The organism is Devosia sp. CN2-171, assembly GCF_049354815.1.
Lineage (GTDB): Bacteria > Pseudomonadota > Alphaproteobacteria > Rhizobiales > Devosiaceae > Devosia_A.
In genome coordinates this window covers 2,422,828-2,447,389 of record NZ_CP186479.1, presented here as the reverse complement: position 1 = coordinate 2,447,389, position 24,562 = coordinate 2,422,828, and the positions used below count along the sequence as shown (strand labels likewise).

At 65.2% G+C, this 24,562-nt stretch carries 23 protein-coding genes; 17 read left to right on the top strand and 6 right to left on the bottom strand.

What is annotated here, in order from left to right:
- Positions 1 to 28: 28 nt before the first annotated feature.
- The gene (gene pobA, locus ACOYW5_RS12075; protein WP_423065137.1) at positions 29 to 1,180 is read left to right on the top strand and encodes a 4-hydroxybenzoate 3-monooxygenase; all 1,152 of its coding nucleotides are present in this window, start codon (positions 29 to 31) and stop codon (positions 1,178 to 1,180) included.
- On the opposite strand, the gene ACOYW5_RS12070 is transcribed toward pobA, so the two are convergent.
- The 5 genes from ACOYW5_RS12070 to pcaD form a co-directional block, all read right to left on the bottom strand.
- The gene (locus ACOYW5_RS12070; protein WP_423065136.1) at positions 1,159 to 2,205 is read right to left on the bottom strand and encodes a 3-carboxy-cis,cis-muconate cycloisomerase; all 1,047 of its coding nucleotides are present in this window, start codon (positions 2,203 to 2,205) and stop codon (positions 1,159 to 1,161) included. The genes pobA and ACOYW5_RS12070 overlap by 22 nt on opposite strands.
- A gap of 64 nt (positions 2,206 to 2,269) precedes the next feature.
- Entirely contained in the window at positions 2,270 to 2,851 is a 582-nt protein-coding gene (gene pcaG, locus ACOYW5_RS12065; RefSeq protein WP_423065135.1) for a protocatechuate 3,4-dioxygenase subunit alpha, read from the bottom strand.
- A complete protein-coding gene (pcaH, locus tag ACOYW5_RS12060; RefSeq protein WP_423065134.1) occupies positions 2,851 to 3,597 on the bottom strand; it encodes a protocatechuate 3,4-dioxygenase subunit beta in 747 nt (248 codons plus the stop codon). Before pcaH ends, pcaG begins: the two co-directional genes overlap by 1 nt.
- Before the next feature lies 1 nt (position 3,598).
- Positions 3,599 to 3,982: a 4-carboxymuconolactone decarboxylase gene (pcaC, locus tag ACOYW5_RS12055; RefSeq protein ID WP_423065133.1), complete on the bottom strand. Its 384-nt coding sequence runs from the start codon at positions 3,980 to 3,982 to the stop codon at positions 3,599 to 3,601.
- On the bottom strand, positions 3,975 to 4,769 hold the full coding sequence (gene pcaD, locus ACOYW5_RS12050) for a 3-oxoadipate enol-lactonase (RefSeq protein ID WP_423065132.1): 795 nt from the start codon (positions 4,767 to 4,769) through the stop codon (positions 3,975 to 3,977). Before pcaD ends, pcaC begins: the two co-directional genes overlap by 8 nt.
- A gap of 107 nt (positions 4,770 to 4,876) precedes the next feature.
- On the opposite strand from pcaD, the gene pcaQ reads away from it, so the two are divergent.
- On the top strand, positions 4,877 to 5,812 hold the full coding sequence (pcaQ, locus tag ACOYW5_RS12045) for a pca operon transcription factor PcaQ (RefSeq protein WP_423065131.1): 936 nt from the start codon (positions 4,877 to 4,879) through the stop codon (positions 5,810 to 5,812).
- 158 nt (positions 5,813 to 5,970) lie between these two features.
- Complete coding sequence (locus ACOYW5_RS12040) at positions 5,971 to 7,395, top strand: multicopper oxidase family protein (protein WP_423065130.1); 1,425 nt, start codon at positions 5,971 to 5,973, stop codon at positions 7,393 to 7,395.
- 89 nt (positions 7,396 to 7,484) lie between these two features.
- On the opposite strand, the gene ACOYW5_RS12035 is transcribed toward ACOYW5_RS12040, so the two are convergent.
- Positions 7,485 to 8,780, bottom strand: a complete 1,296-nt coding sequence (locus ACOYW5_RS12035; protein ID WP_423069458.1) for an MFS transporter — start codon at positions 8,778 to 8,780, stop codon at positions 7,485 to 7,487.
- Between the two features lie 204 nt (positions 8,781 to 8,984).
- On the opposite strand from ACOYW5_RS12035, the gene ACOYW5_RS12030 reads away from it, so the two are divergent.
- The 14 genes from ACOYW5_RS12030 (at position 8,985) to ACOYW5_RS11965 (ending at position 24,562) form a co-directional block, all read left to right on the top strand.
- Entirely contained in the window at positions 8,985 to 9,572 is a 588-nt protein-coding gene (locus tag ACOYW5_RS12030; RefSeq protein WP_423065129.1) for a TetR/AcrR family transcriptional regulator, read from the top strand.
- A gap of 1,074 nt (positions 9,573 to 10,646) precedes the next feature.
- Complete coding sequence (locus ACOYW5_RS12025; protein ID WP_423065128.1) at positions 10,647 to 12,080, top strand: sigma-54 interaction domain-containing protein; 1,434 nt, start codon at positions 10,647 to 10,649, stop codon at positions 12,078 to 12,080.
- Between the two features lie 132 nt (positions 12,081 to 12,212).
- Positions 12,213 to 13,004 (top strand): 3-hydroxybutyrate dehydrogenase, encoded by a 792-nt coding sequence (locus ACOYW5_RS12020; RefSeq protein WP_423065127.1) that lies wholly within the window; start codon positions 12,213 to 12,215, stop codon positions 13,002 to 13,004.
- Positions 13,001 to 13,762 (top strand): ABC transporter ATP-binding protein, encoded by a 762-nt coding sequence (locus tag ACOYW5_RS12015; protein ID WP_423065126.1) that lies wholly within the window; start codon positions 13,001 to 13,003, stop codon positions 13,760 to 13,762. Before ACOYW5_RS12020 ends, ACOYW5_RS12015 begins: the two co-directional genes overlap by 4 nt.
- On the top strand, positions 13,755 to 14,492 hold the full coding sequence (locus tag ACOYW5_RS12010; protein WP_423065125.1) for an ABC transporter ATP-binding protein: 738 nt from the start codon (positions 13,755 to 13,757) through the stop codon (positions 14,490 to 14,492). The genes ACOYW5_RS12015 and ACOYW5_RS12010 overlap by 8 nt, the downstream gene beginning before the upstream one ends.
- 34 nt (positions 14,493 to 14,526) lie before the next feature.
- Positions 14,527 to 15,729: an ABC transporter substrate-binding protein gene (locus ACOYW5_RS12005; RefSeq protein WP_423065124.1), complete on the top strand. Its 1,203-nt coding sequence runs from the start codon at positions 14,527 to 14,529 to the stop codon at positions 15,727 to 15,729.
- A gap of 62 nt (positions 15,730 to 15,791) precedes the next feature.
- Positions 15,792 to 16,679 (top strand): branched-chain amino acid ABC transporter permease, encoded by an 888-nt coding sequence (locus ACOYW5_RS12000; protein WP_423065123.1) that lies wholly within the window; start codon positions 15,792 to 15,794, stop codon positions 16,677 to 16,679.
- Positions 16,676 to 17,659, top strand: a complete 984-nt coding sequence (locus ACOYW5_RS11995) for a branched-chain amino acid ABC transporter permease (RefSeq protein ID WP_423065122.1) — start codon at positions 16,676 to 16,678, stop codon at positions 17,657 to 17,659. The genes ACOYW5_RS12000 and ACOYW5_RS11995 overlap by 4 nt, the downstream gene beginning before the upstream one ends.
- Positions 17,659 to 18,840, top strand: a complete 1,182-nt coding sequence (locus ACOYW5_RS11990) for an acetyl-CoA C-acetyltransferase (RefSeq protein ID WP_423065121.1) — start codon at positions 17,659 to 17,661, stop codon at positions 18,838 to 18,840. The genes ACOYW5_RS11995 and ACOYW5_RS11990 overlap by 1 nt, the downstream gene beginning before the upstream one ends.
- Positions 18,833 to 20,770 carry an acetoacetate--CoA ligase gene (locus ACOYW5_RS11985; protein ID WP_423065120.1) on the top strand — a complete coding sequence of 646 codons (1,938 nt, stop codon included), beginning with the start codon at positions 18,833 to 18,835 and terminating at the stop codon, positions 20,768 to 20,770. Before ACOYW5_RS11990 ends, ACOYW5_RS11985 begins: the two co-directional genes overlap by 8 nt.
- Before the next feature lie 281 nt (positions 20,771 to 21,051).
- Positions 21,052 to 22,395 carry an ABC transporter substrate-binding protein gene (locus tag ACOYW5_RS11980; RefSeq protein WP_423065119.1) on the top strand — a complete coding sequence of 448 codons (1,344 nt, stop codon included), beginning with the start codon at positions 21,052 to 21,054 and terminating at the stop codon, positions 22,393 to 22,395.
- Positions 22,396 to 22,491: 96 nt separating this feature from the next.
- Positions 22,492 to 23,439: a carbohydrate ABC transporter permease gene (locus ACOYW5_RS11975; protein ID WP_423069457.1), complete on the top strand. Its 948-nt coding sequence runs from the start codon at positions 22,492 to 22,494 to the stop codon at positions 23,437 to 23,439.
- A complete protein-coding gene (locus ACOYW5_RS11970) occupies positions 23,436 to 24,386 on the top strand; it encodes a carbohydrate ABC transporter permease (protein WP_423065118.1) in 951 nt (316 codons plus the stop codon). The genes ACOYW5_RS11975 and ACOYW5_RS11970 overlap by 4 nt, the downstream gene beginning before the upstream one ends.
- Complete coding sequence (locus ACOYW5_RS11965; protein ID WP_423065117.1) at positions 24,383 to 24,562, top strand: hypothetical protein; 180 nt, start codon at positions 24,383 to 24,385, stop codon at positions 24,560 to 24,562. Before ACOYW5_RS11970 ends, ACOYW5_RS11965 begins: the two co-directional genes overlap by 4 nt.

The window sequence follows — 24,562 nt, the reverse complement described above, 5'->3', positions numbered from 1 at the left end:
AGTTCGGCGCAGTGGGAGAGGAATCAGTATGCGCACGCAAGTCGCCATCATCGGCGCCGGCCCGGCCGGCCTGATGCTCGGCAAGCTGCTCGAGATGAGCGGCATCGACACCGTTATCCTCGAGCGCAAGAGTGCAAACTATGTGCTCGGCCGCATCCGGGCGGGCGTGCTTGAACAGGGGGCGATGGACCTGCTCGACGCAGCCGGCGTTGGCGCGCGCATGTATGCCGAGGGCCTGATCCATACTGGCATCGACCTGAGTTTCGACGGCGAGGTGCACCGCATCGATTTCGGTGATCGCAAGGTCATGGTCTATGGGCAGACGGAAGTCACCCGCGACCTGATGGAAGCTCGCAAGGCCGAGACGATCTACGAGGCCGAGGATGTGGCCCTTCACGATTGTGACGGCGGCCGGCCGCGCGTGAGCTACCGCCACGCCGGCGAGACGCACGAGATTGAGTGCGACTTCATCGCCGGCTGCGATGGCTTCCACGGCGTCAGCCGAGCCAGCATGCCGGCGTCCGACCTGCGCACCTACGAACGGGTCTATCCCTTCGGCTGGCTCGGCGTACTGGTCGATCGGCCGCCGGTCGCCGACGAGCTCATCTATGCCCATCATGAGCGCGGCTTTGCCCTGTGCTCGATGCGTTCGAAGAGTCGCAGCCGCTACTACGTGCAGGTGCCGATGACCGAGAAGGTGGAGGATTGGAGCGACGAGCGGTTCTGGGACGAACTGCGCGCCCGTCTCAACCCCGATACCGCCGCCGCGCTCAAGACCGGGCCTTCGATCGAGAAATCCATCGCCCCGCTCCGCAGCTTCGTTGCCGAACCGCTACGGCATGGCCGGCTGTTCCTTGCGGGCGACGCCGCGCACATCGTGCCGCCCACCGGCGCCAAGGGCCTCAACCTCGCCATGCATGACGTGAGGGCGTTGGCGGAGGCGTTCATGGCCTTCTACCGCAAGGGCTCGAGTGCCGGTATCGATGGCTATGCCGACCGCGCCCTCAAGCGCATCTGGCTTGCCGAGCGCTTCTCGTGGTGGATGACCTCGCTGCTTCACACCTTCCCGGAAACCGGCGCGTTCGGCCGCCGCATCCAGAGGGCCGAGTTCGACTATCTGCGCACGTCCGAGGTGGCGCAGCGCAGCTTTGCCGAGAACTATTGCGGCTTGCCCGACTGAAAGCCGATCTGGCCGGCGAGCGCGGTGGCGATCCTGAGGCTCGCGCCGGTTGCGACGACCATTTGCGGCAACACCATCCACTCGAGCGTCCAGGCGGCGCCGGATCGCTCGTACTCGTGCACCAGCGCCTGGTGCAGCGTCCCGACCAGCCCAGCGTTGAAGCGGGCAAGCGCTACGAGCAGCTCGGCATTCACCGGGTTGGACTTGTGCGCCATGGCCGAGGAGCCGCCGCCCCCCTCGATGACGATGGTCGCGACTTCGTTCTGCGACAGCAACGAGACATCGGCGCCGAACTTGCCCAGTGCGCCGGTGATTAGCGACAGCACCGCCCCAAACTCGGCGATCGGATCGCGCTCGGTGTGCCACGGGTCGGCGAGCCCCAGGTCCAGCCGCTCGGCAAGGCGCCGGGCCACCAGCTCGCCCTTGCCGCCGAGTTCCGCGCGCGTGCCGACCGGCCCGCCGAGCTGGATGACAAGCAGGCGCCGGCGCAGAAGGTTGAGCGTGCGGCGCGCCCGCGTCAGCGGCGCAGTCCAGGCCGCGAGCTTGGTTGAGACGGGCATGGGCAGGGCGCACTGCATGCGCGTATGCGCCATCATCGTCAGAGTGCCATCACGCTCGCCAAGCGTGGCGAAAGCTCCTTCGAGGGCCACGAGCCGCTGGTCGATCAGTGCAATGGCGGCGGCCAGCCGCAGCATCAGCCCGGTATCAATGGCATCCTGGCTGGTCGCGCCGAAATGCAGCGACTTGCCGTGCTCGCCTACCGCCGCTCGCACCTGCCGGACTAGGGCCGGCACGACCACGCCGTCCTTGGCGATGCCTTGGGCGAGGTCGGCCATATCGGGCTTGAACCCGGCAGTTGCCTTGCCGATCGCGTCCGCCGCTGTTTCCGAGATCAGGCCCGCGTCAGCCTCGGCGCCGGCCAGCGCCGCCTCGAACCTCAGGATCGCGGCGATCTCGGCTTCGTCCGCGAACAGCGCCTCGAACTCGGCGTCTCCTACCAGATGTTGCAGCAGCGACCGGGTCATCGGCTCGTCCTCCCAGCCCCCATCGCTAGCGGTGTCGGGGCGAAACGCCAACCCGCCCATTCGGTCAGATGTCGAAGAACACCGTCTCGTCCTCGCCCTGGAGGCGGATGTCGAGTGCATAGACCGAGCGTCCGTCGCGCTCGGACTTCGCCGCGATAAGCGTCTTGCGCCGGCGCGGGTCGAGAATCTTGTTGAGCACGAAGTCGGCCGCATTGGCCGCGGCCTCGTCCTCGAAATAGAGCCGCGTGTGGAGCCCGATATTGATGCCGCGTGCGACGATCCAGAGTGTCAGATGCGGCGCCATTGGCTTGCCGTCCGGCCCGGGCACCCGCCCGGGCTTCACTGTGTCGAAGCTGAAGCCTCCGGTGCCGTCGGTGGCAACACGCCCCCAGGCGGCCGCGTGGTTGCCGTCGGCGTCAGCCTGCCACAGCTCGACCACCGCATCGCTCACCGGCGCGCCGGAGCCATCGAAGATGCGGCCGGTCACGGCGATGCGTGGACCGGTGCCGGCAGTGATCGGGCCGGAGCCCAGATCCTTGACGTTCGGCCCGGTGATGCTCTCGAGGCTCGGCGTCATGCCGATATGCACATACGGTCCCGCCGTTTGCGACGGCGACTCCTTGAGCGGGGGCAACTGGTTCAGCATCAGTTCCCCTCCGGCCGGTTCTCGAACAGGGTCGAGCGGCGCCCGCGTAGTACGATATCGAAGCGATAGGCCAGGGCATCCATCGGCGTTGTGTTGAGCCGGTCGAGCCGGGCGATTAACTGCTCGACCGCAGCGCGGTCGGGGATCGCGAGCGCGATCGGGTCCTGCCAGATCATCGGGTCGCCCTCGAAATACATCTGGGTGATGAGGCGCTGCGCGAAGGCGTGGCCGAAGACCGAGAAGTGGATATGCGCTGGTCGCCAGTCATTGCCGCCATTGGGCCAGGGATAGGCGCCGGGCTTGATGGTGCGGAAATGGTAGTAGCCGTTCTCGTCGGTGATGGCTCGGCCGCAGCCGCCGAAATTGGGGTCGAGCGGGGCGGTGTAGCCCTCGCGCTTGTGCCGGTAGCGCCCGGCGGCATTGGCCTGCCAGAATTCGACCAGCGTGCCGCGCACCGGCCGCGCATTCTCGTCGAGCACCTGCCCGTAAACGATCATCCGCTGGCCGATGGCCTCGCTGCCGTCCTGGCTGTAGTTGCGGATGAGGTCGTTATCGAGCGGCTGGATGATGCCGTGGCCGAACGTCGGCCCGGTGAGTTCCGATTTGGTCGGCGCCAGCGACAGCAGGGCATGCTTGGGCGCGCGCAGTGTCGTGCTCTTGTAGCCCGGGGTGAAGGCCGGCGGATGCCAGGCCCGGTCGCGCTGGTAGAGCGCACCCTCCTCGGCAGTCATCGGTGGTACGGGCATCTCACGCCCCCCGCTTCTGGAGTTCGCGTTTGGCGATCTTGAAGGCTCGGTTGGCCGCCGGAACGCCGGCGTAGACCGCGACATGCAACAGCGCCTCCTTGACGTCCTCGGCCGAAGCCCCGGTGTTGGACGTGGCCTTTATGTGCATGGCCACTTCCTCGTCATGGCCCGCCGCCGCAAGCAGGGCAATGGTGATGAGCGAGCGTTCCCGTCGTGAAAGTCCTGGGCGAGACCAAACCGAACCCCAAGCCCCTTCAGTGATGAAGGCCTGGAAATCGGTGTCGAAGTCGGTCTTGGCGGTTTCGGCGCCGTTGACGTGACTGTCGCCGAGGACGGCGCGGCGGGTGGCCATGCCACGCTGGAACAGGTCCGTCGGCTCAGACATGGACAACCTCGCTCAGGTGTTCGCAAATAAGTTCGCACAGCCGCTCGGGCTGCTCGATGGAAGGGACGTGTCCGGCGCCGCGCACGAGCTCGAATCTGGCTCCGGGGATGGCATCGGCGAGCTGGCGCACCAGCTCAGGTGGGGTCGAGAGGTCGTTCTCGCCGACAATCACCCGAGTGGGCGCCGAGATGCGCGCAAGGTCGGCGGCAAGGTCGCTGTCGCGGACCGTCGCGCAACTTGCGACATAGCCTTCGGCCGGACAGCGCTCGAGCACATTGCGCCAGCCGGCAAAATCCGCAGCCCGGAGCTCACGATAACCGGGGGAAACCCAGCGGCCGAGCACCGCATCGGCGATGGACGCCATGCCGCCTTGCCGGACCTGCGCAATGCGGTCGTTCCACATCTGGGCAGTGCCGATCCTCGTGGCGGTGTCGCAGAGCACCAGCCCCACCACCTTGTTCGGATGCTGTGCGGCAGTGCGCATGGCGATCATGCCGCCGATCGAGATGCCGCAGATCGCAAACTTCCTGAACCCGCAGCGCGCCGCGAGGCCGAGGAGATCGGCGACATGGTCATCGAGGCTGTAGGGCCCGGCAGGCGCATCCGATACGCCGTGGCCGCGCTTGTCGTAGGCAAGAACACGGAAGCGCTGCTCGAGCGGGCGCAACAGGTCGTCCCAGATTTGGAAGTTGGTCCCCAGCGAGTTGACGAGGATGAGGGGCAATCCATCCGCCGCTCCCGATAGCCGATAGTGCAGCACCGTGCCGTTGATGGACGCAAAACCCATGGCTCTCCTCATGTCCCGGCAGTAAGGCCCCGCATCCCTGGCTTGTAAAATGATTAGTTTGCCCGCATCCATAACCGGCGGCACATATGCCGCGGAGTGTTCAGCCCATGGCGCCCCGCCTGATCGACCCGCGCGTCAAGCTCAGACACGTCGTCTGTTTCCTCGAGGTGGCGCGGCTGAAGAGCGTCGTGCAGGCCGCCGACGCACTCAACATGAGCCAGCCGGCCGCGACCAAGACCATACAGGAGCTGGAAGAAATCCTCGGCGTGCAGCTTTTCGACCGCTCGCGCCGCAACCTCTTTCTCACTCCGGCCGGCGAGCAGTTCCAGCGCTACACCGCGTCGTCGGTGAGCGCACTCAAGCAGGGCATCGATTCCGTACGCATAACCGAGAAGCAGGCGATCGTCCGCGTCGGCGCGCTCCCCACGGTCTCGGCGCGGATTTTGCCGCCTGCCGTCAAGCGGTTCGCCGAGAACCGCCAGGCGCGCGCGCGCATCGTCACCGGACCCAACGAATACCTGCTTTCGCTGCTGCGCGCCGGGGAGGTCGATCTGGTGATCGGACGCATGGCTGAACCGGGCGAAATTGCCGGCCTGTCGTTCGAGCACCTCTATTCCGAGCAGGTCGTGTTCGCGGTTCGGGCCGACCACCCCCTGCTCAAGCTCGAGCGTTTCGCGCTGACGGACATCGAGCCCTATCAGATCCTGATGCCGCCTCCCGGCGCGGTGATCCTGCCCAGCGTCGAGCGCTTGCTGACGGCGCATGGCGTCACCGACCTCAAGGACGATATCGAGACGGTCTCCAACGCCTTCGGTCGCCGCTACACCCTCAGCACCGATGCGGTGTGGATCATATCGGAAGGCGTGGTCGCCGACGACGTCACCGAGGGCCACATGGCCATCCTCCCCGTCGATACCAGCGAGACCACGGGCCCGGTGGGCCTGACCATGCGCTCGGGCGAGACAATGGGCTATGCCGCCGAACTCCTCGTGGTCGCGATCCGCCAGGTCGCACTGGACCTCAGCGGCCCCAAGGCCTCCTGAGCAGTCGGGAGAGCGAACGATCGCTCATGACGCTGGGCGGACGTTGAGGACCGGCCCTCTGGTCACCGAGCGTCAATATGAAAGGGGTTGACCTTCCCACGGTGGGAAGGAGCAGGGCTAGGTACAAAGCGACCGTTGTGCCTGACCTGGAGACTAGAATGGCCGAAATGACCCGTAGAACTTTCCTCGGCGCTGTGGCAGCAGTCGGAGCGGGAAGCTGCATCCCTTCGGTGCCTGCCCTCGCGGCTCCGCAGCACAAGCTGATCGTCGGACGACGGACCATAGAAGTATTGGGCAAGCCCGCAGAGGTGTTCGGCGTAACCGGCGGAGTCGGTCGCAGCGGCCTTCTGCTGGAGCCCGGCGAGCGCTTCTCCGTCGCGCTGGAAAACACCTTGGGTGAGGAAACGACTGTCCACTGGCACGGTCTGACCCCCACGCCTGAACTCGATGGCATCTCGGAAACCGGCTACGTCCCGCCGTTGGCGCCGGGGGAAATACGGAACTTCGACTTCGTCGCGAGGCCGGGGACCCATTGGATGCATTCGCATCACGCCTTGCAGGAACAGTCGCTGCTCACGGCGCCGCTGATCGTGCGCGAAGCCAACGCGTCGGATCTGCAGGAAGTAACGCTACTGCTCAATGACTTCAGTTTCCGTGACCCAGCGGAGATTCTTGAAGGGCTGACCGGACAGAAGGGCATGGACCATGGCGGGATGGCTGGCATGGATAATGGTGACGCAGGCGGCATGGCCGCGATGGACCATTCCACCATCGGCGGCATGGACCTCAATGACGTCGAGTACGACGCATTCCTTGCCAACGATCGGACACTAGACGATCCCGAGGTCATCCGTACCGAGCGCAACGGTCGCGTACGCCTTCGCATCATCAATGGAGCAGCTTCTACCGCGTTCTGGATCGACCTCGACGGTCGCCAGGCAACTGTGCTCGCAGCGGACGGCAACCCCGTCAAACCGCTGACCGGCAGCCGCTTCCCGCTGGCTCAGGCGCAGCGCCTTGACCTGCTGATCGAGGTCCCTGCCGGGTCTGTAGTTCCCGTATTTGCCCGCCGCGAGGGGGACGTCGCCCGCACCGGCATCGTTCTTGCGGCTCCGGGCGCCAGCATTGAGAAATACGCCGGCGCCTCTGACTTGGTTGAGATACCGGTCGACCTGTCCTTCGAGCAGCAACTGGTGGCAACCGCTCCCCTGAATTCGCGGCCGGTGGACCACAACCTGATGGTCATGCTCGGCGGCGCGATCGCTCCGTACGTCTGGACCCTGAACGACAAGACATGGCAGGAGCGACAGAAGCTCGAGGTGAAGTCGGGCCAGCGCGTGGCGCTTGGGTTCATGAACCATTCGATGATGGCACACCCCATGCACCTGCATGGCCATCAATTCCAGGTTACCCAGATCAACAAGACACGCGTCGCCGGCGCCATGCGGGACACCGTGCTTATCCCTCCAATGGGCACGGTGACCGTGGAATTCGACGCGGACAACCCCGGTCGCTGGCTCTACCACTGTCACAACCTCTACCACATGATGACCGGCATGATGTCGGAGCTGGTCTACATCTGACCAGAAGAGGGAATGCAGGGTGGCGAGAAGGAAGCCCAGTTCGTCGCCACCGGTTTGGGGCCGGGCTGAAAGGCCCGACCCCTGGTGGTTCAGTGAGCGAAACGCGGTGCGTCGGCGGCCGGCTTGCCCGGAGGTACCAGCAACGCAGCAACGATCGCCGACGCCAAGGCAACAACGGCCCAGGCAGCCAGGCCGAGCGCAAAGCCACCATCGAAAGTGGGGGTCATCAGGCTTGAGGCAGCCAAGGCCGACATAGCGGCAACGCCGAGTGCGCCGCCCAGCTCGTGGAACGTATTGATCAGCCCGGAGATAACCCCGGCCTCGTGGTGAGCCACATGGGAAAGCGCAGTCGTCGTAGAAGCGACGAACGCGGCACCCAAGCCAAAGCCGGCTATCGAAACACCCGCTATCAGCAAGGCCACGGTATCGAGCTGCAGCGCCGCGGTACCGAAGCCAGCTGCCGCCACCGCGAACGCGACGCTGGCAATGGCACGGCCTCCAACCCGCGAAACGAACGTTCCGCCGAGATGCGCACCTACGAGAGTGCCCAGCGCTACCGGAAGGAACGCGAGCCCCGTGATCAGCGGCGACCATAGCATCCGACCCTGCAGCACGAAGGACAGCAGGAAGAAGCCTCCGATCAGCAGTGCGCTCGCCAGCAACATTACGAAGATGCCGGCGCGAATAGGTTGTCTGCCAAACACGCTCAGATCGATGAGTGGATCAGCTACGCGGCGCTCAACGACGGCGAAAGCGATGACCAGACCGATGGCGACGACCAGCGGAACGAGCCAAGCCACGGGGTCTGCTGCTGGTCCAGCATTCATGATGCCATAGGTAAGGCTCGCGATGGCAACCGTCACAATGGCACCGCCCACGATATCGAGCCGGCGGCCTCCAGCATTGGCCGGCACTGCAGGGACCAGCAGCGGCACGACGATGGCGATCAGCATGCCGACAGGCACGTTGATGTAGAATATCCACCGCCACCCCGGACCATCAGTGAGTAGGCCGCCGAGCAGGACCCCGGCCGCCGCCCCGATGCCGCCAATGGCCGCCCACACTCCGAGCGCTCGATGTCGGTTCCGGCCAGTGAATCGCGTTGTCAGCGTGGCGAGGGCTGCCGGCGACAGCATTGCAGCGCCGACACCTTGCAGCACGCGAGCGCCGATCAAGGTAGAGGCGTTTGGTGCGATGCCGGCGGCGAATGAAGCGGCGGTAAACAGGGCGAGGCCGAGAAGGAACACACGCCGCGACCCGAAAAGATCGGCCGATCGGCCTCCCAGCAGCATCAGGCCGCCAAACGGTATCGCGTAGCCAGCTATCGCCCAGCCGGCCGCTTCGGCCGACAAGCCCAGATCGCGGCTGAGATCGGGTAGGGCGATGCGACGTTGATCACCGTAACGTCGAGGATCAGCATGAACTGCGCCAGGGCCAAGGCCGCGAGGGCCAGCCAGTCACTTAGGTGGACCCGCTCATCCACATTGGTTGAGTGTTGATGGGGAGACATGGACTTTCCTAACATGAACACGTATGTTTGAGTTGATAACTCATACACGTGTGTTCGAGATAGTAAAGGGATGCCGGGTATGCCCAATGTGCACGAGGGAAAAGCAAGGCGAGCGGATGCGGTCCGCAACCGCGACGGTATTCTCGACGCGGCGCTGGAGCTCTTTCTCGAGAATCCGCGGGCGAATATGGCCGAGATCGCGAGCGCGGCTGGCGTGGGCCGGGTGACCCTCTATGGTCACTTCGCGTCGCGAACCGAGTTGATGGATGTCCTGTTCGAACGCACGGTCACCCGTGCGGAAGAGCAGCTGTCGAGGCTTGATCTGGAGGGTGATCCGGCAGCCGCGTTGGAGCGTCTGGTGGTATCGTCCTGGCGGATCGTCGATGCCTTCCACCGGCTTCTGGGCGCCGCCGAGTACGAGCTCTCGCCGGATCGGATCCGCGAGCACCATCACAAACCAATGCAGCGAGTAAGCCAGTTGATCGCTCGCGGCCGGAGCGAAGGGGCGTTTCGCAACGATCAGCCCGTCGGTTGGCTGACAGCCTGCTTCTACGCCCTGCTTCATACGGCGGCGTCGGAGGTTCGCACTGGACGCCTGGCCGAGGCGGATGCCCAGTCAGCGGTGGTTGCGTCGATAGCGGCGGTGCTGGCTTCGCAAACCGCCTAAGTGGGCGCACTGCCGGAGCGCCAGTCGTAGCCCGAATGAACAACAGAATGGGGGCGCCGGAGCGCCCCCGTCCGCGGCTGCCAGCCAAGCGCCTACCAACTTCAATTTCATGATCAACAGTCCCGTTGACGACCGGCGTTGTGCCTAGGTGGTCAACGGACCCGAGGTGGTGGCGGATCGAAACCGGGCGGCTCGGCCCCTGACGAACCGCTAATGCGGGAGTTTGTTGCCTGTCGCTGGATCATGCCCCGATGGTCACGGTGGCTTGACCTTACAACGATGGCAACCTTTAGAACCTCCTTGCCAGGGGGACTCCAATGGAACACCAGCCGGCTAGGGTGCTACCGTGTCTGCCGCTGCCAATTCACGTCCAACTCATTCAGGCAGCGATGGCGAGTGCCGGCGAGCGTGTTCACGTACGCGAGGAAATCGATACGGTCCTGCGCACGAACGAAGATTGGCGCCAGGGCGGTCTGCGTCTCCGCGACACGCCGCATTTTGCACGATACCGAACCAGGCAACATCGCGTGCGCTATGACCGGGCCTTGAATGATCTGGGTAGGGGCGGGGCGACCGCAACCGAGCTCGAGCTGGTCAGGTCGCTTAGCTCCGAGATAGCCTCTTCGCCTATCGTCATCGGTTCTGGCCAGGTTCTGCTGTCAGGCGACATCGGGGAGGCTGGCTTAGTCCAAAACCGGTGCGAGCCCTTTCTATGGGCGACGATACACCCGGTGTCGGCCATAGAACGTGCCGAGTCACAGCTCCGTAAGGGCGCCGAGCAGCGGCCAACCGTTTATGTGCTACAGCTCGATCACCCTATGCCCGCGCTTCTTGGTCGAGCCGGACGTCATGGCCGTTGGGACCTCCTCCTGCCTCGCAGGCTACGGGTCACCACGAACGGGGTCCGCGACTACAGCGAGTTGATCGTCAAAGAGGCAGCTGTGGGCGTCTAGGCGGTTCCCCCATGTGCCACTAGGGTGCGCCAGCCCGAACTTCACGACGGCCGGCCCGGCAGGAGGTTGCCGGGCCGGCCATCGCTCGTTACTCTTCATGCTCCGCGCCGAGTGAGCCAGTATGTCCGCCACCTCGTCCCATCGCCCACGTCTGATCCCGGGCCACGGGCATGCCGGCATCGAGCAGGCGGTGAACGCCTTCGGCTTGCTGCGCGACTACTTCGAGGGGGCGATCATCGTCGATGCGCACTCGCGCATCACCTGGATCGACCAGCGCTACCGCGAATTGCTGAAACTGGCTGCCGACTTCGATCCCGTCGGCCTACCCGTGGAAGAGGTGATCCCGCACTCGCTGATGCGCCGGGTTGTCGAGACGGGCAAGCCGACGCTGCTCGACATCATGCGCTTCGACGACCGGCAGTTCGTCGTCTGCCGCATTCCGCTGAAGGATGAAGCGGGCAAGGTCGAAGGCGCTATCGGCTTCGTCTTCTACGACAATGTCGACTATCTCGAGCCCATTCTCGAAAAGTTCGAGAACCTGCAGAAGCAGCTGACCCGTGCGCAGGCCGCGCTGACCCGCGAGCGGCAGGCCAAATACTCGCTGTCGAGCTTCGTCGGTCTCAGCGATGCCGTAAAGGAACTGAAGTCTCAGGTCCGCCGCTTTGCCCTGCGCGAGGGTGCCGCCCTGATCCAGGGCGAAACCGGCACCGGCAAGGAGCTCCTCGCCCACGCCATCCACCGGCAATCCGACCGGGCCGATGGCCCGTTCATCGCCATCAATGTCGCGGCCGTACCCGAGCAATTGCTCGAGGCGGAGTTCTTCGGCGTGGCGCCGGGCGCCTATACTGGGGCGGACAGGAAGCCGCGTCAGGGCAAGTTCGAGCTCGCCCATGGCGGCACGCTCTTCCTCGACGAGATCGGCGACATGCCGCCGGCCATCCAGGCCAAGTTCCTGCGCGTGCTGCAGGAGGGTGAGGTCGAGGCACTGGGTTCGAATACCATCAAGAAGGTCGATGTCCGCATCATCGCCGCCACCTCGCAGGATCTGGAGGCCAAGGTCGCCGACAAGAGCTTCCGCGCCGACCTCTACTATCGGATCGCGGTGCTGACCGTCCGCATCCCGCCCCTGCGCGACCGACGCGAGGACATCGCATTGCTCTGCGAAACCCTGCTCGAGCAGACCATGCGCACGCCGGGCCAGCGCGGTTGGGTGCTCCTCCCCGAGGCTATCCGTTTGCTCGAATCCCATGACTGGCCGGGGAACGTGCGTGAGCTGCGCAACGTGCTCGAGCGCGCTGCTGCGCTGGCGCCATCCGAAGTGCTCGATGCCGCCGCCATCCGACGCGCCATGCCGCAAGCGGCGCCGAGGCCGACACCGACGGCGGCCGCCACTAGCGGCGGCGACCTTGCGACCCGCCTTGCCGAAGCCGAACGCGATGCCATCCTCGCCGCTCTCGATGCCAGCAATGGCGAAAAGCTGGCCGCCGCCCGCCGGCTGGGTGTGTCGCGCTCGCAGTTCTACGAGAAGCTTCGCCGGCACAACATCACGTCCTGAATCCGGGATTCGTGTCCGGTAGTCCGGACTCTTGCCAAGTGACGCCGGTCCCAACTCCCGCAGATCCGGGGTTTCGCCACTTGGCACGGAACTTGAAATGCTTCTCCCCAAGGACAGGTCGCAAAGACCGACTTGAGGGAGAAGGGCGTGCAGAACGGCAGGCGAGTAGCGCTGGTCACCGGTTCGACCAGCGGCATCGGGCTCTCCATCGCGCAGAAGTTCGCGCGGCTGGGCTACGCCGTGGCGCTTAACAGCTTCGAGCCCGAGGCGGAAGTGACCGATGCGCTGGTCTCGTTCGGCAATGCCGAGGTGCGCTATTTCGAGGCCGATCTCGCCGATCCCCTTGCCGCCTTCCGGCTGGTTGGGGAGGTGATCGAGGTCTTCGGCCACCTCGATATCCTCGTCAACAATGCCGGCGTCCAGAAGGTCGCAGCGATCGAGGATTTCCCGCCCGCCGATTGGGACCGCATCCGGGCGATCAGCCTCGACTCCGCCTTCCACACCATCCGCGCCGCGCTGCCCGGCATGGCCGAGCGCGGCTGGGGCCGCATCATCAACATCGCCTCGGCCCACGGCCTCCGCGCCTCGCCGTTCAAATCCGCCTATGTCGCGACCAAGCACGGCGTCGTCGGCCTCACCAAGACGGTAGCGCTCGAGGCGGCTGAGAAGGGCGTCACGGTCAACGCCATCTGTCCCGGCTACGTGTGGACCCCGCTCGTCGCCAGCCAGGTCGCCGACCAGGCGCGCGTCCACAAAATGAGCGAGGAGGACGTGATCCGTAACGTAATGCTCGCCCCCCAGCCGACCCGCCGCTTCGTCCAGCCCGAGGAGATCGCTGAGCTCGCTGCCTACCTCTGCGGTGACTTGGCGCGCTCGATCACCGGCTCCGCCATCTCGATCGATGGGGGGTGGACCGCCAAATGAGCGCGACCGCCGACATCATCCTCAGGGCCGAACGGCTGACCAAGCGCTTCGGCGGCTTCGCGGCGGTCAGCAATGTCGATCTCGCCATCGAGCGCGGCACCATCCACGCGCTGATCGGTCCCAATGGCGCCGGCAAGACCACCTGCTTCAACCTCCTGACCAAGTTCCTGCAGCCCAGCGAGGGGAAGATCCTGTTCAAGGGCCGCGACATCACGCGCACCTCCGCCGCCGACATCGCGCGCGGCGGGCTGGTGCGCTCGTTCCAGATCTCGGCCGTGTTCCCGCGTCTCAGCGCCCTCGAGAATGTTCGCATCGCGCTGCAGCGCCAGCGCGGCGACAGCTTCGACTTCTGGCGCTCCGAGAAGACGCTGAGCCGCTTCGACGAAGCTGCAATGCAGGGCCTCGAAGAGGTCGGCCTCACCGAATTCGCGGCAACGCCCGCCGGCGAGCTTTCCTATGGCCGCAAGCGCGCCCTCGAGATCGCCACCACCCTCGCGCTCGATCCCGAGATGTTGCTGCTCGATGAACCCATGGCCGGCATGGCGCAGGAGGACGTGGCGCGCATCTCGGCACTGATTGCCCGGATCGCGAGGAACCGCACCATCCTCATGGTCGAGCACAACCTTTCGGTCGTCGCCGACCTCTCGCATCGCATCACCGTTCTGGCCCGCGGCCAGGTGCTCGCCGAAGGGCCCTATGCCGAGGTGAGCAAGGATCCGCGCGTCATCGAAGCCTATATAGGGGTCGGCCATGGTTGAGACGGCAACGCTCGATCGCCCCGCGACTGAGGCCGCCACGCTCGCCGTGCGCGACCTCCACGGCTGGTACGACGAAAGCCACGTGCTGCACGGCATCAGCTTCGATGTTCGCCCCGGCGAGGTCGTGACCCTGCTCGGCCGCAACGGCGCCGGCAAGACCACGACGCTCAAGGCCGTCATGGGCATCCTGGGCAAGCGCAAGGGCTCGGTGCAGTTCGCAGGCCGCGAGCTGATCGCCCTGCCCGCCCGCGCCATCGCCCGGCTCGGCATCGCCTTCTGCCCCGAAGAGCGCGGCATCTTCTCGAGCCTCTCGGTCGATGAAAACCTGATGCTGCCGCCCACCATCAAGGAGGGTGGCCTGAGCCGCGACGAAGTGCTGGGCATGTTCCCCAACCTGCGCGAACGGCTCCACAGCCAGGGCACCAAGCTCTCGGGTGGCGAGCAGCAGATGCTCGCTATCGGCCGCATCCTCAGGACCGGCGCCAAGTTCCTGCTGCTCGACGAACCCACCGAAGGCCTCGCGCCGGTGATCGTCCAGCAGATCGGGGCGACGCTGCGCACCCTCAAGCAGCGCGGCTTCACCATCGTGCTGGTTGAACAGAACTTCCATTTCGCCGCCTCGGTCGCCGACCGCCACTACGTCGTCGAGCAGGGACGGGTGATCGACGAGATCCCCAATGCCGATCTCGCCGCCAATACGCAAAAACTGCACGCCTATCTCGGCGTGTGACCACCAACGCATGACACCGGAGGAGACCTAAGTCATGACTTTTTCCAAGGGACTGCTACTCAGCGCCGCCCTGTTATTTTCGGCGGCACCGGCACTGGCCGAGACGGCCGTCAAGATCGGCGTGCTCAATGATCGCTCGGGCATCTATGCCGACCTCTCGGGCGAGGGCTCGGTGATCGCCGCCAGGATGGCGGTCGAGGATTTCGCTGCTGCCACCAAGGGTATCACCGTCGAGATCATCTCGGCCGATCACCAGAACAAGCCGGACATCGCCTCCAACATCGCCCGCCAGTGGTACGACCAGGATGGCGTCGACCTCATCGTCGACGTGCCCACTTCGTCGGCCGCCTTTGCGGTGAGCGACATCACCAAGGAAAAGAACAAGATCTTCATGAACTCCGGCGCCGGTTCGGCCGATCTGACCGGAGCGAAGTGCTCGCCCAACACCATCCACTGGACCTATGACACCTGGGCCCTTGCCCATGGCACCGGCAATGCCGTGGTCAAGACCGGCGGCACCAAGTGGTTCTTCATCACCGCCGACTACGCCTTCGGCCAGGCGCTCGAAACCGACACCGCGGCCGTCGTCAAGGCAGCGGGCGGCGAGGTTCTCGGCACCGTCAAGCATCCGTTCCCGGGCACCGACTTCTCGTCCTACCTGCTACAGGCCCAGGCCTCCGGCGCGCAGGTGATCGGGTTGGCGAACGCCGGCGGCGACACGGTCAATACCATCAAGCAGGCCGCCGAGTTCGGCATCACCCAGGCCGGCCAGTCGCTGGCGGGGCTTCTGATCTTCATCACCGATATCCATGCGCTCGGTCTCGAGACGGCGCAGGGGCTGGTGATGACCGAGGCGTTCTACTGGGACCTCAACGACGATACCCGCGCCTGGTCGAAGCGCTTCGCTGACCTCAACGGCGGCAAGATGCCCACCATGGTGCATGCCGGCGTCTATGCCAGCGTGCTGCACTATCTGAAGGCCGTCGAGGCGACCGGCGGCAAGGACACGACTGCGCTGCTCGGCTCGATGCAGGCCACCCCGACCAGTGATCCGCTGTTCGGCAATGGCGAAGTCCGCATCGATGGTCGCGTCACCCACGACATGTACCTGTTCAAGGTCAAGAGCCCGGCCGAGTCGAAGGGCCCGTGGGACTACTACAATCTTGTCGCGACCATTCCCGCCGCCGAGGCCTTCCGCCCGCTCGCCGATGGCGGCTGCCCGACCGCAGCGCAGTAGATCAACGCCGGGACGCGGCCGCTGAGCGGTCGTGTCCCGCCTTCAACCGACTGAGGCTTCCGATGTTCGAGCTCTTGGGAATTCCGCCGCAGGCGCTGTTCGGGCAACTCTTGCTCGGGCTGATCAACGGCTCGTTCTATGCGCTCCTGAGCCTAGGGCTCGCGGTGATCTTCGGGCTCCTCAACATCATCAATTTCGCCCACGGCGCGCAGTACATGATGGGCGCCTTCCTCGCCTGGATGGGGATGACCTATCTCGGCATCGGCTACTGGTGGGCGCTGCTGCTCGTTCCCATCGCCGTGGGCGCCACCGGCGTCGTCATCGAGCGATTGATGATCTCGCGGCTCTACCACCTCGACCATCTTTACGGCCTCTTACTCACCTTCGGCCTGGCGCTGATCATCCAGGGCCTGTTCCGCAACCAGTACGGCGTCTCGGGCCTGCCCTACACCATCCCGCCCGAGCTCTCCGGCGGCACGAACCTCGGTTTCATGTTCCTTCCCAATTATCGCGGCTGGGTCGTCCTCGCGTCGCTCATCGTCTGCTTCGGCACCTGGTTCGCCATCGAGAAGACGAGGCTCGGCGCCTATCTCCGCGCCGCCACCGAGAACCCCACCCTCGTCGGCGCTTTCGGCATCAACGTGCCGCGCATGATCACCCTCACCTACGGCTTCGGCGTCGGCCTCGCGGCACTCGCCGGCGTCCTCGCCGCGCCGATCTACTCGGTAAACCCCAACATGGGTGCCGACCTCATCATCGTCGTCTTCGCCGTCGTGGTGATCGGCGGCATGGGCTCGATTCTCGGCGCCATCCTCACCGGCTTCGGCCTCGGCATCGTCGAAGGCCTGACCCGTGTCTTCTACCCCGAGGGCTCTGCGGTGGTGATCTTCGTCATCATGGCCATCGTGCTCCTCGTGAAGCCCGCCGGGCTGTTCGGGAGGACCGCATGACCATGTCCAATACCGAGAGCCCGCCGGTGACGCTTCCGACCGACCTCCGCATCACTACCCCCCGGCATCACGTGGTGATCTTCGCCGGCCTCCTCGCCCTGCTGCTGGTCGCGCCCTTCGTCCTTTACCCCGTGTTCCTGATGAAGGTGCTGTGCTTCGCGCTCTTCGCTTCGGCGTTGAACCTGCTGCTCGGTTACGGGGGGCTGCTCTCCTTCGGCCACGCCGCCTTCTTCGGTTCGGCGAGCTATGTAGCAGCGCACGCCGCCAAGGTCTGGGGGCTGACGCCTGAACTCGCCATCCTTCTGGGCACTGGCGCGGCCGCTGTGCTCGGCCTCGGCATCGGCTCCCTCGCCATCCGCCGCCAGGGCATCTACTTCGCCATGGTGACCCTCGCCTTCGCGCAGATGGTATTCTTCCTGGCGCTGCAGGTGCCGTTCACCGGCGGCGAGGACGGAATACAAGCGGTCCCCCGCGGAAAACTGTTCGGCCTGATCGACCTGAGCAACGACCTGACGCTCTATTTTGTCGTCCTGCTCATCGCCTTCGGCGGTATGCTGGTGATCTACCGCATCATCCATTCGCCGTTCGGGCAGGTGCTGAAGGCCATCCGGGACAACGAGCCGCGCTCCGTCTCGCTCGGCTACAAGGTCAACCGCTACAAGCTCGCGGTCTTCGTCATGTCGGCGAGCCTCGCCGGTCTCGCCGGCGCCACCAAGGCCATCGTCTTCCAGCTAGCCTCGCTCACCGATGTCTACTGGACCATGTCGGGTGAAGTGGTGCTGATGACGCTGCTCGGCGGCATGGGGACGATCTTCGGCCCCTTCGTCGGCGCCGCGGCCATCGTCACCACCGAGAACTATTTTGCCGGCTTTGGCGCCTGGGTGACGGTGATCCAGGGCGTCATCTTCGTCGTCAGCGTGCTGCTGTTCCGCGAAGGTATTGTCGGCGTCATCGCCCGCTGGACCAAGAAGTCACTTTGATGGCCACCAACTCCACCGTTATCGTCGCTGCCCGGCGCACCCCGATCGGCTCGCTCAACGGCGTGCTCGCGCCACTGCTCGGCCACGAACTCGGCGCCATCGCCATCGGCGCGGCAATTGCCGACGCCCGGATCGAGCCGGACCAGATCGATGAAACCATCCTCGGCCAGGTGCTGACCGGGGGGCAGGGGATGAACCCGGCCCGTCAGGCCGCCCGCCGCACCGGCATCGCCGACAGCGCGCCGGCAGCGCTGGTCAACCAGGTCTGTGGCTCCGGCCTTCGCGCCGTCGTGTTGGCGCACCAGCAGATCGAGACCGGCAGCGCTTCGATCGTCGTCGCGGGCGGACAGGAATCGATGAGCAATGCCCCGCATGTCGCAGTGCTGCGGCAGGGCAGGAAGCTCGGCGACATCACCTTCCGCGATACGGTCGCCAGCGATGGCCTCAACGACGCCTTCTACGGCTACCCGATGGGCAACACCGCCGAGAACGTCGCCCGCGCCCACCAGATCACCCGCGCGGCCCAGGACGAGTTTGCGCTTGGCTCGCAGCAGAAGGCCTCTGCCGCCAGCCGGGGCGGCCGCTTCGCCTCCGAGGTCGTCCCCCTGACCATCGAGTCCCGGAAGGGCAACATCACCGTCGATGCCGACGAGCACATCCGCCACGACGCCAGCCTCGAGGCGATGACGATGCTGAAGCCCGCCTTCCTCGTCGACGGCACCGTCACCGCCGCCAACGCCTCCGGCATCAACGATGGCGCTGCCGCACTGGTGCTGATGAGCGAAAGCGAAGCCGTCCGCCGCGGGCTGACGCCACTCGCCCGCATTGCCGCCTGGGCCCATGCCGGCGTCGATCCGCAGGTCATGGGGCTCGGGCCGATCCCCGCCAGCCGCAAGGCACTGGAGCGGGCAGGGTGGTCAGCCGGCGATATCGACCTGTGGGAGATCAACGAGGCCTTCGCCGCGCAGAGCCTCGCCGTCATCTCCGAACTTGGGCTCGACCCGACCCGCGTCAACGTCAACGGTGGGGCCATCGCGCTGGGCCACCCTATCGGTGCCTCGGGCGCCCGCGTGCTGGTCACGCTGCTGCATGAGATGGGCAAGCGCGACGCCAAGCGCGGCGTCGCCACCCTCTGCATCGGAGGCGGCATGGGTATTGCCCTGGCGGTGCAGCGTGACTGAGGTGGCCGATATCCTCTGGCAGCCCTCGGCTGAACGCATCGCCGCGACCGCGCTGGCGCGCTTAGCCGCCGAAACCGGCTTCGCTGCCACCGACTATGCCGGGCTGCACCGCTGGTCGATCACCGAGCCCGAGCGCTTTTACTCCCGTCTCTGGGATTTCGTCGGCATCGTCGGCGACAAGGGTAGTCTCGCCTACGCTGCTGGCCCCGACCAGATCTCGACCCGCTTCTTTCCCGAAGCATCGCTCAACTACGCCGAAAACCTCCTCGCCCGCCCCGGCACCGGCCCCGCCATCATCGCCCACCGCGACGACGGCACCCGTCGCGAGCTGAGCTGGTTTGACCTCGATGCCCTCGTCTCGCGCCTCGCCCAGGCGATGACCGCGACGGGCATCGTCCCGGGCGACCGCATCGCCGCCATCGTCACCAGCGACCTCGAGGCCATAGCCGCCTACCTTGCGACGGCCGCCGTCGGTGCCGTCTGGGCCTCGTGCTCACCCGATTTCGGCCCCACCGGCGCTGCCGATCGCCTCGCCCAGATCGGCCCAAAATTGCTACTGGCCGTTCCCGGCTACGGCTATTCCGGCAAGCGCTTCGACATCGCAGCCAGCATCAATGCCGTCGCCGAGGCCGCCGATATCGCGCAGATCGTCCTGCTGGGCGAACCCGCCCCCGACGCCACTTATGTCCGGCCGGCCGTCACCCTCGACAACTGGATCGCCCCCTTCGCCCCGGCCCCTATCCCCTATCACCGGCAAAGCTTCGACGCGCCGCTGGCGATCCTGTTTTCCTCCGGCACCACCGGCAAGCCCAAGTGCATCGTCCATCGCGCCGGTGGCTTGCTGCTACAGCACATGAAGGAGCAGGTTCTCCATTGCAATGTCCGCCCAGGCGATCGCCTGTTCTACTACACGACCTGCGGCTGGATGATGTGGAACTGGCTGGTCAGCGGCCTCGCTGCCGGCGCCACCCTCGTCACCTATGACGGCAACCCGGCCTATCCCGAGCATACGCGCTTGCCGGACCTCATCGACGCCGAACGGATCGCCATCTTCGGCACCTCGGCCAAATACATCGACAGCTGCCGCAAGTCGGGCCTCAGCCTCCGCCAAACGCACCAACTGAGCGCGCTACGCGTGATCCTCTCCACCGGCTCACCGCTCCTCCCCGAGAGTTTCGACCACATCTACGACAACTGGAAGCCCGACCTGCACCTCGCCTCCATCTCCGGCGGCACCGATATCTGCGCCTGTTTCCTCGGCGGCGTCCCCACTTTGCCGGTCCGTCGCGGCGAACTGCAGGGGCCAATGCTCGGCATGGACATGGCGACCCTCGACAGCGCCGGCCAGCCTGTCACCGGCACCCCGGGCGAGCTTGTCTCGCGCGCCGCCCACCCCTCGATGCCCCTCGGCTTCTGGGGCGACACCGACAACGCCCGCTACCGCGCCGCCTATTTCGAGCGCTTCCCCGGCGTCTGGGCCCACGGCGATTTCGCCGAGCAGCGTCCTGCCGGAGGCTTCGTCATCCAGGGTCGTTCCGATACCACGCTCAATCCTGGCGGCGTGCGCATCGGCACGGCCGAAATCTACCGCCAGGTCGAAACCATCCCCGAAGTGCTCGAAGCCATCGCCGTCGGCCAGGATTGGGAGGGCGACCAGCGCATCGTGCTCTTCGTCCGCCTGCGCGACGGCGCCGTGCTGTCGGATGAGCTGGTCAAGACCATCCGCCAGCGCATCCGCACCGGCGCCACCCCGCGCCATGTGCCCGCCCGCATCGTCGCCGTCGCCGAAATCCCCCGCACGCGGTCCGGAAAAATCTCCGAGATCGCTGTGCGCGATACCATCCACGGTCGCCCGATCGCGAACGACACGGCGCTCGCCAACCCCGAGTGCCTGGCGCTGTATCGAGGCTTGGCAGCGCTCGCGGAGTGACGCGGACGGGGGCACGTCACCCCTCTATCGCTAAGCCCCGACGCGCGATGACAAGGAGCGGGTAGCAAACCCGCCGACGGCAAGGCCTTGCCTGATCGAGAAGATTCCCCACAGCCACCGGCTCCCGGTCGCCTGCTTCGTGACCACTTGCACTGTTTAGTAAATCATGCATAACTAAACAAACGAACTAAACACGCACAAGCGTGTCGAGGAGCCATACGGAGCGCTGAGGGGCGCTCGTATCAGGGGTCGCGTGGCGGCCCCGCATTGGGAGGGACATCATGAATCTGACGTCGAGGACCGCTTTCGCGGGCGTAGCCTTATTGTCTCTAGGAACCGCCGCGCCGCTGGGATTTGCGAGTGCTGCGCAAGCCGAGGAACTGACTCTGTGCTGGGCCGCGTGGGACCCGGCCAATGCCCTTGTCGAGCTCAGCAAGGACTTCACCGCCGAGACCGGCATCGGCATGAAATTCGAGTTCGTGCCGTGGACCGAATACGCGGCCCGCTTCCTCAACGAGCTCAACTCCAAGGGCAAGCTCTGCGACCTGATCATCGGCGACAGCCAGTGGATCGGCGGTTCGGCCGAGAACGGCCACTACATCAAGCTGAACGATTTCTTCGCCGCCGAAGGCATCACCATGGATGACTTCGTGCCGGCGACCGTGACCGGCTACTCTGAATGGCCCAAGGGCACGCCGAACTACTGGGCGCTGCCGGCGATGGGCGACGTGGTCGGCTGGACCTACCGCAAGGACTGGTTCGAGAACCCCGAACTGCAGGCCGAGTTCAAGGCCAAGTACAATTGGGATCTCGCGGCACCGACCAGCTTCGAGCAGTTGAAGCAGATCGCCGAGTTCTTCCAGAACCGTCAGGTCGACGGCAAGACCGTCTACGGCGCCTCGATCTACACAGAGCGCGGCTCGGAAGGCGTCACCATGGGCGCCATGGACGTGCTCTACAGCTACGGTTTCAAATACGAGAATCCGGACAAGCCCTACGAGATGGAAGGCTTCGTCAACTCGGCCAAGTCGGTGGCCGGGCTCGAGTTCTACAAATCGCTCTATGATTGCTGCACCCCGCCGGGCGCCGCCAACTCCTACATGGGTGAAGGCGTCGACGCCTTCAAATCGGGGCAGGTGGCGATGCATATGAACTTCGCCTTCACCTGGCCGGGCCTGCAGAAGGACGAGGCGGTGGGCGGCGACAAGATCGGCTACTTCGCCAATCCCAAGGGCCCCGATGGCGAGCAGTTCGCCCAGCTCGGCGGCCAGGGCATCTCGGTGGTGTCCTATTCCGATAAGCAGGACGCGGCCCTCAGCTACATCAAGTGGTTCGCCAACCCCGAAGTGCAGGCAAAGTGGTGGTCGCTCGGCGGCTTCTCGTGCCTGCGCGACGTGGTCGAGGACCCGGGCTTTGCCGCCAGCCAGCCTTATGCGCAGACCTTCCTCGACTCGATGTCGATCGTGAAGGATTTCTGGGCCGAGCCCGCTTACGCCTCGCTGCTGCAGGCGAGCCAGAAGCGCTTCCACGACTACGTGGTCGCCGGACAGGGCACCGCCAAGGAAGCCCTCGATGGTCTCGTCGCCGACTGGACCGAAGTGTTCGAGGACGACGGCAAGCTCTAGCGCTCCGCCAGTCCTTCTCCCCGGCGCCGCGTGCTAGCATGCGGCGCCGTCACCTCCTCGAACCCGAGTAGCCCCGTGACCGACACCAGAACATCGATGCTCGATCGTGCGGCCGACGTTGCCGCTCGCTCGACCCCGCTGAAGATCGGCAAGCGTGTCACCGGGTTTTCCGATCGCGTCGTCGCCTGGCTGTTCATCGCCCCAACGATGGCGCTGCTGCTGGCCATCAACATCTTCCCGCTGTTCTGGGCCATCGGGCTGAGCTTCACCAACTATCGGGCCAACCGGCCCAACGAGCCGATCGACAATGTCGGCCTCCGCAACTACGAGCGCATCCTCACCGATCCCGACATCTGGGTCGCCATGCAGACCACGGCCCACTTCGTGTTCTGGACCATCGCGCTGCAGACCCTGATCGGCTTTAGCCTCGCTTACCTGATCGATCGCAAATTCCGCGGCCACGCCCTGTGGACCACCATCATCCTCGTGCCGATGATGCTGAGCCCCGCCGTGGTTGGCAATTTCTGGCGCTTCCTCTTCGAGCCGCAGATCGGGCTCTTCGCCTATGCCGTGAGCTTCGTCTCCGGCATCCCGCCCACCGAGGTCGCGATGCTCTCCAACGTGCAGCTCGCGCCGTGGGCCATCGTCATAGTCGACACCTGGATGTGGACGCCCTACGTCATGCTGATCTGCCTCGCCGGTCTGCGCTCCATCCCCGACTACATCTACGAGGCGGCCGAAGTCGATCGCGCTTCGCCCTGGCGGCAGTTCTGGTCGATCACGCTGCCCATGGCATTGCCCTTCATCATGCTCGCCGTCCTCTTCCGCGGCATCGAGAACTTCAAGATGTTCGACATGGTGAACCTCCTGACCGGCGGCGGACCCGGCTCGACCACCGAGGTGGCCTCGATCACCCTGAAGCGCGAGGCCTTCGAGAAGTGGCGCACCGGCTACAGCTCGGCTTTCGCCATCATTCTCTTCGTCGCCGTCTTCGGCCTCGCCAACATCTATGTGAAGGCGCTCAACCGGGTGAAGCAGAGATGAGTCTCACCACCGCCCATTCCGTCGTCGAGCCCAGCCGGACCAGCAAGCGCATCGCCGCTGCCATTGTCATCGTCTACGCGCTGATCTCGATCGTGCCGCTGTTCTGGATTTTCGCCACCAGCCTCAAGACGCCGCCGGATTCGATCGCCTATCCGCCAAAGATCGTGTTCCAGCCCTCGATCGAGGGCTACTGCAACCTCTTCACCACCCGCACCCGGCAGGAGCCCGGCTATATCGAGAATCTGCCGCCGGCGACCAACTTCTGCGACGAGGTCACGCGCAAGCGCAACATGGTGATCGCCGGTCCATCCAACTTCGTGCCGCGCTTCATCAACTCTCTGGTCATCGCATTCGGCTCGACCTTCTGCGCCGTCTTCCTCGGCACGCTCACCGCCTACGGCTTCTCGCGCTTCAAGGTCCCGCTCGCCGACGATCTGTTGTTCTTCATCCTCTCGACCAGGATGATGCCGCCCATCGCGGTCGCCATCCCGATCTACCTGATGTACCGCGAGCTCGGCCTCTCGGATTCGGCGCTGGGCATGATCCTGCTCTACACGGCCGTGAACGTTTCGCTCGCCGTGTGGCTGCTCAAGGGCTTCATCGACGAGATTCCGCGCGAATACGAAGAGGCGGCCATGATCGATGGCTACACGCGGCTCCATGCCTTCTGGAAGGTCGTCCTGCCGCAGGCAACCACTGGTATCGCCGCCACCGCTATCTTTTGCCTGATCTTTGCCTGGAACGAGTATGCCTTCGCGGCGCTACTCACCTCGGGCGAGGCGCAGACGGCGCCACCCTTCATTCCGCAGATCATCGGCGAGGGCGGCCAGGACTGGCCGGCTGTGGCGGCCGGCACGACGATCTTCCTCGTCCCTATCCTCGTCTTCACCATCCTGCTCAGGAAGCAATTGCTGCGCGGGATCACGTTCGGGGCGGTGCGCAAATGAGCTCCTGGCCGAAAATCCTGCGCCGCGGACCGATGGAGGCGCTCGCCATCGCACTGATCGCTATCGGCTTCGTCATGCTGTTCCAGCCGTTCCTGCTCGAGCTCTACTCGTATTCGTTCATCACCATGCTGGTCGGGACGCTGATGTTCATCGTCGTCTCGAAGTTCCCGGAGTAG

Coding starts and splice junctions, on each gene's coding strand:
- pcaD (WP_423065132.1), bottom strand. CDS start 4,769: ATGGGTTTTGCGTCCATCAACGGCACGGTGCTGCACTATCGGCTATCG.
- ACOYW5_RS11995 (WP_423065122.1), top strand. CDS start 16,676: ATGACCATGTCCAATACCGAGAGCCCGCCGGTGACGCTTCCGACCGAC.
- ACOYW5_RS11990 (WP_423065121.1), top strand. CDS start 17,659: ATGGCCACCAACTCCACCGTTATCGTCGCTGCCCGGCGCACCCCGATC.
- pcaH (WP_423065134.1), bottom strand. CDS start 3,597: ATGCCCGTACCACCGATGACTGCCGAGGAGGGTGCGCTCTACCAGCGC.
- ACOYW5_RS12040 (WP_423065130.1), top strand. CDS start 5,971: ATGGCCGAAATGACCCGTAGAACTTTCCTCGGCGCTGTGGCAGCAGTC.
- ACOYW5_RS11980 (WP_423065119.1), top strand. CDS start 21,052: ATGAATCTGACGTCGAGGACCGCTTTCGCGGGCGTAGCCTTATTGTCT.
- pobA (WP_423065137.1), top strand. CDS start 29: ATGCGCACGCAAGTCGCCATCATCGGCGCCGGCCCGGCCGGCCTGATG.
- ACOYW5_RS12015 (WP_423065126.1), top strand. CDS start 13,001: ATGAGCGCGACCGCCGACATCATCCTCAGGGCCGAACGGCTGACCAAG.
- ACOYW5_RS12010 (WP_423065125.1), top strand. CDS start 13,755: ATGGTTGAGACGGCAACGCTCGATCGCCCCGCGACTGAGGCCGCCACG.
- ACOYW5_RS12005 (WP_423065124.1), top strand. CDS start 14,527: ATGACTTTTTCCAAGGGACTGCTACTCAGCGCCGCCCTGTTATTTTCG.
- pcaC (WP_423065133.1), bottom strand. CDS start 3,982: ATGTCTGAGCCGACGGACCTGTTCCAGCGTGGCATGGCCACCCGCCGC.
- ACOYW5_RS12070 (WP_423065136.1), bottom strand. CDS start 2,205: ATGACCCGGTCGCTGCTGCAACATCTGGTAGGAGACGCCGAGTTCGAG.
- pcaQ (WP_423065131.1), top strand. CDS start 4,877: ATGGCGCCCCGCCTGATCGACCCGCGCGTCAAGCTCAGACACGTCGTC.
- ACOYW5_RS11965 (WP_423065117.1), top strand. CDS start 24,383: ATGAGCTCCTGGCCGAAAATCCTGCGCCGCGGACCGATGGAGGCGCTC.
- ACOYW5_RS12025 (WP_423065128.1), top strand. CDS start 10,647: ATGTCCGCCACCTCGTCCCATCGCCCACGTCTGATCCCGGGCCACGGG.
- ACOYW5_RS12000 (WP_423065123.1), top strand. CDS start 15,792: ATGTTCGAGCTCTTGGGAATTCCGCCGCAGGCGCTGTTCGGGCAACTC.
- ACOYW5_RS11975 (WP_423069457.1), top strand. CDS start 22,492: ATGCTCGATCGTGCGGCCGACGTTGCCGCTCGCTCGACCCCGCTGAAG.
- ACOYW5_RS12030 (WP_423065129.1), top strand. CDS start 8,985: ATGCCCAATGTGCACGAGGGAAAAGCAAGGCGAGCGGATGCGGTCCGC.
- ACOYW5_RS11970 (WP_423065118.1), top strand. CDS start 23,436: ATGAGTCTCACCACCGCCCATTCCGTCGTCGAGCCCAGCCGGACCAGC.
- pcaG (WP_423065135.1), bottom strand. CDS start 2,851: ATGCTGAACCAGTTGCCCCCGCTCAAGGAGTCGCCGTCGCAAACGGCG.